We start from the raw sequence: 6,000 nt of genomic DNA on the forward strand, positions 1-6,000 counted from the left end.
ATTCCTGATGAAAAATTATTTCAAACACCTTATACTAATAGATAGAAGAATGAGGTGAAGAGATTGTTAGAAGGATGGTTTATGTGGTTTATACTTTTTTGGGTTGTTGTCTTAGTGTCTTTGATGGGTATAGGCGGATTTTTCATGTTCCGAAAGTTCCTCAAATCGATGCCTAAAAGAGATGGTAAATCTGATCTCGACTGGGAAGAATATTATGTAGATAAAACGATACACCTATGGAACGATGAACAAAAAGCTTTGTTAAATGAGCTAGTTACTCCAGTACCTGATTTATTCAGACCTGTTGCAAAACAAAAAATAGCTGGGAAAATTGGAGAAATTGCTTTAAAAGAAAATGCCAAGGCTATCACACAGGAACTGTTGATACGTGGCTATATCATCGCCACTCCTAAAAGAGATCATAAGTTTTTACGTAAGAAACTCAAGGAAATGGAAGTAGATGTTTCACCATTTGAAAAGTATTTTGCTTTGTCAGAGGATCGAAAAAAAACGAGCACCCCTTAAAAAGGATGCTCGTTTTTATATTGGCTGTTTTTGCATTTTCTTAAACTGTATGAACATTGCAATTCTCCAAGGGACAATCATCCCAAATGCTAAAATCCAAAACATTCCACTTAATGCTCCCACATCGATTGTAGAGCTAAGAACAATCTTGCCAACTAAACGAATGATTAAAAGCCCGATTAATATGAAGATGAATGCTTTTGACTGTTTCAGATAGATTTCTCCATCCTTATGCTCAAACTTAGACGTCCATATCAGAACGATAGAAAATAACATTCCGATTAACAAAGCTTCACCTATTTGCGCTAGCGTTACTCGAAAGAAGGGAAACACAAACATTAATGCCCCGGTTGACATAAACAAAGGGGGTAATAATATTTTTTTAGCACTTGCTGGTTTTTTTGCTGATTTTGCCCGTAAGGTTGTTACTAGAATTCCCATACCTAGCGCAATGACTGTTGAGACAATGATCATAACATTGGCCGGAATATTTTCTAACATTGGTATTCCCCATATCTTTTAGTTTCTTCATTTTATAGATTTAATATATGTCTGTTACATTGCGTAACACATTGATGAGTTGGTCCGGATCAAACGGTTTAGTGATGAAATCCTTTGCTCCGTATTCCAACGCATCGACAATAAGCTTTTGCTGCCCAAGTGCAGTAATCATTACTATCCTGGCTTCTGGAAATTCAGCAATAATATGCTTTACTGCTTCGAGTCCCGTCATCGTTGGCATAGTAACATCCATTGTGACTACATCTGGTTTTAACTTTCTATATTGCTCGATAGCCTCAAGCCCATTAGCGGCTTCGCCCACTATCTCAAATGGATGATCATCTAGCATTCGTTTAATCGTTGTACGCATGAATACTGCGTCATCCACTACTAAAACTGTCGGCATATCGTTGCCTCCTTATTTAAAATCCAGTAAAGTCTCCAAAAATAGGGCTTAATATACGAATTATATAAGTTAATCCGTCGAAAAACAATAGAATCCCTAAAGCAATCATAATATAGCCACCGACTTTAACAATCAGATTACTATTTTTACGAATCCAGTTCAATCTAGTGATAAAGAAGGACAGAACAAAGAATGGGATTGCAAAGCCTAGAACATATGCAAGCATATACCAGACGCCTGAACCAGGATTAGATCCAGCTAGTAATAATACAGACGCTAGAATCGGACCGGTACAAGGTTGCCAGCCTGCTGCAAAAGCCATACCTATTAAAAAAGTCCCTAAGTATCCAGATGGTCTGTTTTTAAAATGTAATTTTTTTTCTTTCATTAAAAATTCCGGTTTAAAAACTCCAACGACTATTAATCCAAATACAACGATAAAAATTGCACCAACTTGACGGATTAAGTCATCATACTGGATAAAAAATGTACCAATTAACGATGTGGCAAATCCTAATGCGATAAATATAGCAGAGAAACCAAGCAAGAAAAATAATGTATGTAGCATGCCTCTTTTTTGCATTAGCTTTTTATCTGTTTTAATTTCTTCTAGTGACATACCAGTTATATAGGATAAAAATGCAGGATACAACGGTAAAGTGCATGGGGAAATAAAGCTTAAAAACCCAGCACCGAACGCCAGTAGTAAGTTAAGATCTGTACTCACGGCAGTCTTCCTTTCCAAATTACTGTTCCTATCGTATCAAATTTCCTTAACTTTTACCCTATTAAAGCTTGTGACAGCTTTTTGAATTTTTTATGCTATATCCTCGACTACCCCATTTTGAAGCAGGTACATTTTGTGATATAGACCTTTCTCATTCAATAATTGCTGATGTGTGCCTCTTTCTACTATTTCCCCATGGTGAAGAACGAGGATCAATTCTGCATCTTGAATTGTACTTAGACGATGCGCAATAGCAATAGTCGTTCTTCCTTTACGCATTTTTTCTAAGCTGCTTTGGATGGCAACCTCAGTCTCAGTATCGATATTTGCAGTTGCTTCATCTAAAACAAGGATTTTAGGATTCGTTGCGATAGTTCTTGCAAACGCTATTAGCTGTCTTTGACCACTCGAGAACGTAGACCCTCTTTCCGACACTTTCTGCTTATATCCATTTGGTAATTTTTCTATAAACTTATCGGCTTGCACGAATTCAGCTGCTTCTCTCACTTCTTCGTCAGTCAAATCGTGACCGTGAAGTCTTATGTTGCTCTCAATATCCCCATAAAAAAGGAATGGATCTTGTAGCACTAACCCCATCTTGTTTCGAATTTCAGCAGTCTGGAAATCTTTCACAGAGTGCCCGTCAATTTTTATATCTCCATGTTCAAATTCATAGAAACGCATAAGTAGATTTATAATTGAGCTTTTCCCGCTTCCTGTATGGCCTACTAATGCTACTGTTTGGCCTGGCTCAGCAGTAAATGAGATATTCTTTAAGACATCCGTTTTTCCATCATAGGAAAAAGTAACATTTTGAAACTCTATTTTCCCTTTGTCAATCGTAGCTGTTTCCACATTTTTTTGTGTAGGCGCCAAATCACTCTCGTCTAACAGCTTAAATACCCTAGATGCAGCAACAATCGCTAATTGAAAAATCGATAACCTTTGCATCACCTGGTTGATTGGCTCAAAAAATCTATCTATATAAGTAACAAAAGCATAGATCACCCCAACCTCCACGATATTGTCCATGGAAGTGACTCCAAAGTAGCTGAGGAGAATAATAATTGCTAAAGCATATACCATATCGATTGCTGGTCGCAGTAACAGGCTGTCTAGCTTTATATTTCTTCTTCCAGCCTTCCAATGTGATTCGTTGATATCATTGAACTCATCCTGCAACCGATCTTCCTGTCTAAATGCTTGAATCATAGTCATCCCTTGTAAAGACTCTGCCAGCTTTGCATTCAACTGACTTAGTCGTTCTCTTAAGTCCTGGTAAACTACCGAGCTGTATCGACGGTAGGTGATGATGATGACAAACAAAATAGGCAACAAAATGGTAGTAATTAATGCAAGCTTTACGTTCAGTAAGAACATAGCAATATAGACTCCAATAACTAGGAACCCACTTTGTACAAAGCCTACTAATACACTAACAAACATATCCTTAATTGCCTCGGTATCATTGGTAACCCTAGATACGATGCTACCTGCAGGAGTCTTATCGAAATAACGCATCCCTAGGCGATGAACTTTCGAAAAGACATCAATACGCATCTGTTGAATGATTTTTAATGCAATCTCTTGGAACTTTAACAACTGGAAGTAACTTACGAGAACATTTCCAATTTGGATAAATATATATCCCAATGCCAGACCAACGAGTGGTCCAGTAGGAAATTCTCTTGGTGTTAAATAATTATCCATAAACGTTTTTATTAAATATGGTCCAAGGATATCTCCAGTAACCGTTAATATTAATAAAAACAATGCAAAAGCAATCATCTTTGTATGTGGTTTTAAGTAGGTCAGCAGTCTTTTAAGAACTAGCCATTGGTCTTTCCCAGTCAGTGTTGGCTGTTTTTCATTCATCAGACATCCCTCCCTTTTTCCACAAGATTCTCTAATTGCTGTAACTGATACATTTCATAATACATCCCTTTTAGTTCCATTAGCTCTTCATGCGTCCCTTTTTCTTTAATAGTACCTTCATCCATCACAATAATTTGATGTGCATGCGCAATGGCACTTAAACGATGGGAAGTAATAATAGTCGTTTCATCTGTACGACTTTTCTTCAATGATTCTAATATTGCTTCCTCTGTTCTCGCATCAACAGCTGAAAGAGAATCATCAAGTATTAGTAATTCTGGCTTCATCATCAAGGCACGTGCAATTGAAATACGTTGCTTCTGTCCACCTGATAACGATACTCCCCGCTCTCCTACTATCGTGTTATAGCCGTCCGTAAATTGAAGGATATCTTCGTGGATATTGGCCAATCTTGCTGCTTCATAGATTTCATCCATCGTTGCATCTGCATTTGCGAACGCTATATTACCAGCAACGGTCGTAGAGAATAGGAAGTGATCTTGAGGAACATAACCAATCGCCTCTCTCAAAGCTCTTTTCTTATAGGCAACTATGGAATGGTCGCCATACATAATAGTACCGCGATACCCCTCAAACTCTCTCATTAACAATTTTAAAATTGCTGTTTTCCCAGAGCCAGTCTTCCCTACAATTCCTAAAGTTTCTCCTTGCTTTAGGGTAAATTGGATATTGTGCAAAGCAACACGATCGTCACCAGTAAATTTGAAATCTTCAATATTAAATTGAATATCACCTTTAGGCTTATGATCCAATGCTCCTGCATGGTCATCGATTTCAATTTCTTCCTCTAATATATTTCTTATCCGATCATAGGAAGCTCTTCCACGCTCTACAATATTAAATAGATAGCCAAATGCTAGCATCGGCCAAACTAGTAATCCTAAATAGGAAGTAAAAGCAAATAGGTCTCCAATACTCATCTCATCAGCTAATATAAAACGTGTTCCAAACACAATAGACAAGAAGAAACACATTCCCACGACTAAAGAAATCGTTGGGTCAAATAGAGAATCTACCTTGGCTACATGCATATTTTTAGCGACAACTTCTTTTGATAGATTAACAAAATCGTCTGTGTCTTCTTTCTCTTGACCGAATGTTTTAATGACTTTTACCCCGGAAATACTTTCTTGAGCTTTATCATTTAAACTAGAAAAAGCCTCCTGTGCAAAACGGAAACGTTGGTGGAGCAGCTTTCCATAATAACTAGTAGAAATGGCCATCAATGGTAATGGCAGTAAGGCAATGATTGTCAGCTTCCAGTTAATCGTAATTGCCATTGCAGCTATAACAAAGCCCCCCGTTGCCAAGGAATCCACCAAGGTTAAAACACCTGATCCAGCCGTCTGTTGTACTGCAGACAAATCGTTTGTCGCATGAGCCATAAGATCTCCAACCCGTTTTTTCTGGTAAAAGGAAGGAGCCATTTTGGTGAAATGATTAAATAGTTTTTCTCTCAATAACCTAGCGAGATAAATAGAAGAACCAAAAATCATAATACGCCAGTAATAACGTAGAACATACATCCCTATTGCTGCTAAGGCTAAAATAGTAAGCCATTTAAATAAAAACTCGTTAGTAAGTGTCCCCGCATGAATCTCGTCTACTACTAACCCAATAATCTTTGGTGGAAAAAGCTGCAAAAATGCAACAAATAGAAGCATTAAAACGCCAAATAAATATTGCTTTTTCCTTTGTTTAAAATACCAGCCCAACTCCAAGAATACTTTCACTATATTTCCCCCATATTACAAATTAAGACTTTACTAGTTTAGCAAATGTTTGAACATTACGAAAGATGGAAAAACAAAATAATTCGGAAACAGAAATATTTTATTAAATAATATCAATTGTGTTCGTACAAGAAATTATAACTATGATACATTTAACTAGAAAAGCGCAAGCGCCTATGTCTGCCCCGACAGGCAAATGGAGAAAAGCGAGG

Annotated in this window: 6 protein-coding genes; 1 reads left to right on the top strand and 5 read right to left on the bottom strand. The window is 37.2% G+C overall.

From position 1 onward, the window contains the following. Positions 1 to 81: 81 nt before the first annotated feature. Positions 82 to 525: a DUF2621 domain-containing protein gene (locus tag Q0371_RS16740; RefSeq protein WP_169359200.1), complete on the top strand. Its 444-nt coding sequence runs from the start codon at positions 82 to 84 to the stop codon at positions 523 to 525. Positions 526 to 540: 15 nt separating this feature from the next. On the opposite strand, the gene Q0371_RS16745 is transcribed toward Q0371_RS16740, so the two are convergent. The 5 genes from Q0371_RS16745 to Q0371_RS16765 form a co-directional block, all read right to left on the bottom strand. Beyond that, positions 541 to 1,026 carry a cytochrome c biogenesis protein CcdC gene (locus tag Q0371_RS16745; protein WP_169359201.1) on the bottom strand — a complete coding sequence of 162 codons (486 nt, stop codon included), beginning with the start codon at positions 1,024 to 1,026 and terminating at the stop codon, positions 541 to 543. A 40-nt stretch (positions 1,027 to 1,066) separates the two neighbouring features. Further along, positions 1,067 to 1,432: a response regulator gene (locus Q0371_RS16750; RefSeq protein WP_169359202.1), complete on the bottom strand. Its 366-nt coding sequence runs from the start codon at positions 1,430 to 1,432 to the stop codon at positions 1,067 to 1,069. Between the two features lie 16 nt (positions 1,433 to 1,448). Further along, the gene (locus Q0371_RS16755; RefSeq protein WP_169359203.1) at positions 1,449 to 2,159 is read right to left on the bottom strand and encodes a cytochrome c biogenesis CcdA family protein; all 711 of its coding nucleotides are present in this window, start codon (positions 2,157 to 2,159) and stop codon (positions 1,449 to 1,451) included. Between the two features lie 90 nt (positions 2,160 to 2,249). Beyond that, positions 2,250 to 4,034, bottom strand: a complete 1,785-nt coding sequence (locus Q0371_RS16760; RefSeq protein ID WP_298473192.1) for an ABC transporter ATP-binding protein — start codon at positions 4,032 to 4,034, stop codon at positions 2,250 to 2,252. Then, a complete protein-coding gene (locus Q0371_RS16765) occupies positions 4,034 to 5,788 on the bottom strand; it encodes an ABC transporter transmembrane domain-containing protein (RefSeq protein WP_298473195.1) in 1,755 nt (584 codons plus the stop codon). The genes Q0371_RS16760 and Q0371_RS16765 overlap by 1 nt, the downstream gene beginning before the upstream one ends. Between the last annotated feature and the right edge of the window lie 212 nt (positions 5,789 to 6,000).

This window comes from uncultured Psychrobacillus sp. (assembly GCF_938022135.1).
Classification (GTDB): Bacteria; Bacillota; Bacilli; order Bacillales_A; family Planococcaceae; genus Psychrobacillus.

Excerpts from the sequence above, each read along its gene's own strand:
- Q0371_RS16740 (WP_169359200.1), top strand. The coding sequence starts at position 82 with ATGTGGTTTATACTTTTTTGGGTTGTTGTCTTAGTGTCTTTGATGGGT.
- Q0371_RS16745 (WP_169359201.1), bottom strand. The coding sequence starts at position 1,026 with ATGTTAGAAAATATTCCGGCCAATGTTATGATCATTGTCTCAACAGTC.
- Q0371_RS16750 (WP_169359202.1), bottom strand. The coding sequence starts at position 1,432 with ATGCCGACAGTTTTAGTAGTGGATGACGCAGTATTCATGCGTACAACG.
- Q0371_RS16760 (WP_298473192.1), bottom strand. The coding sequence starts at position 4,034 with ATGAATGAAAAACAGCCAACACTGACTGGGAAAGACCAATGGCTAGTT.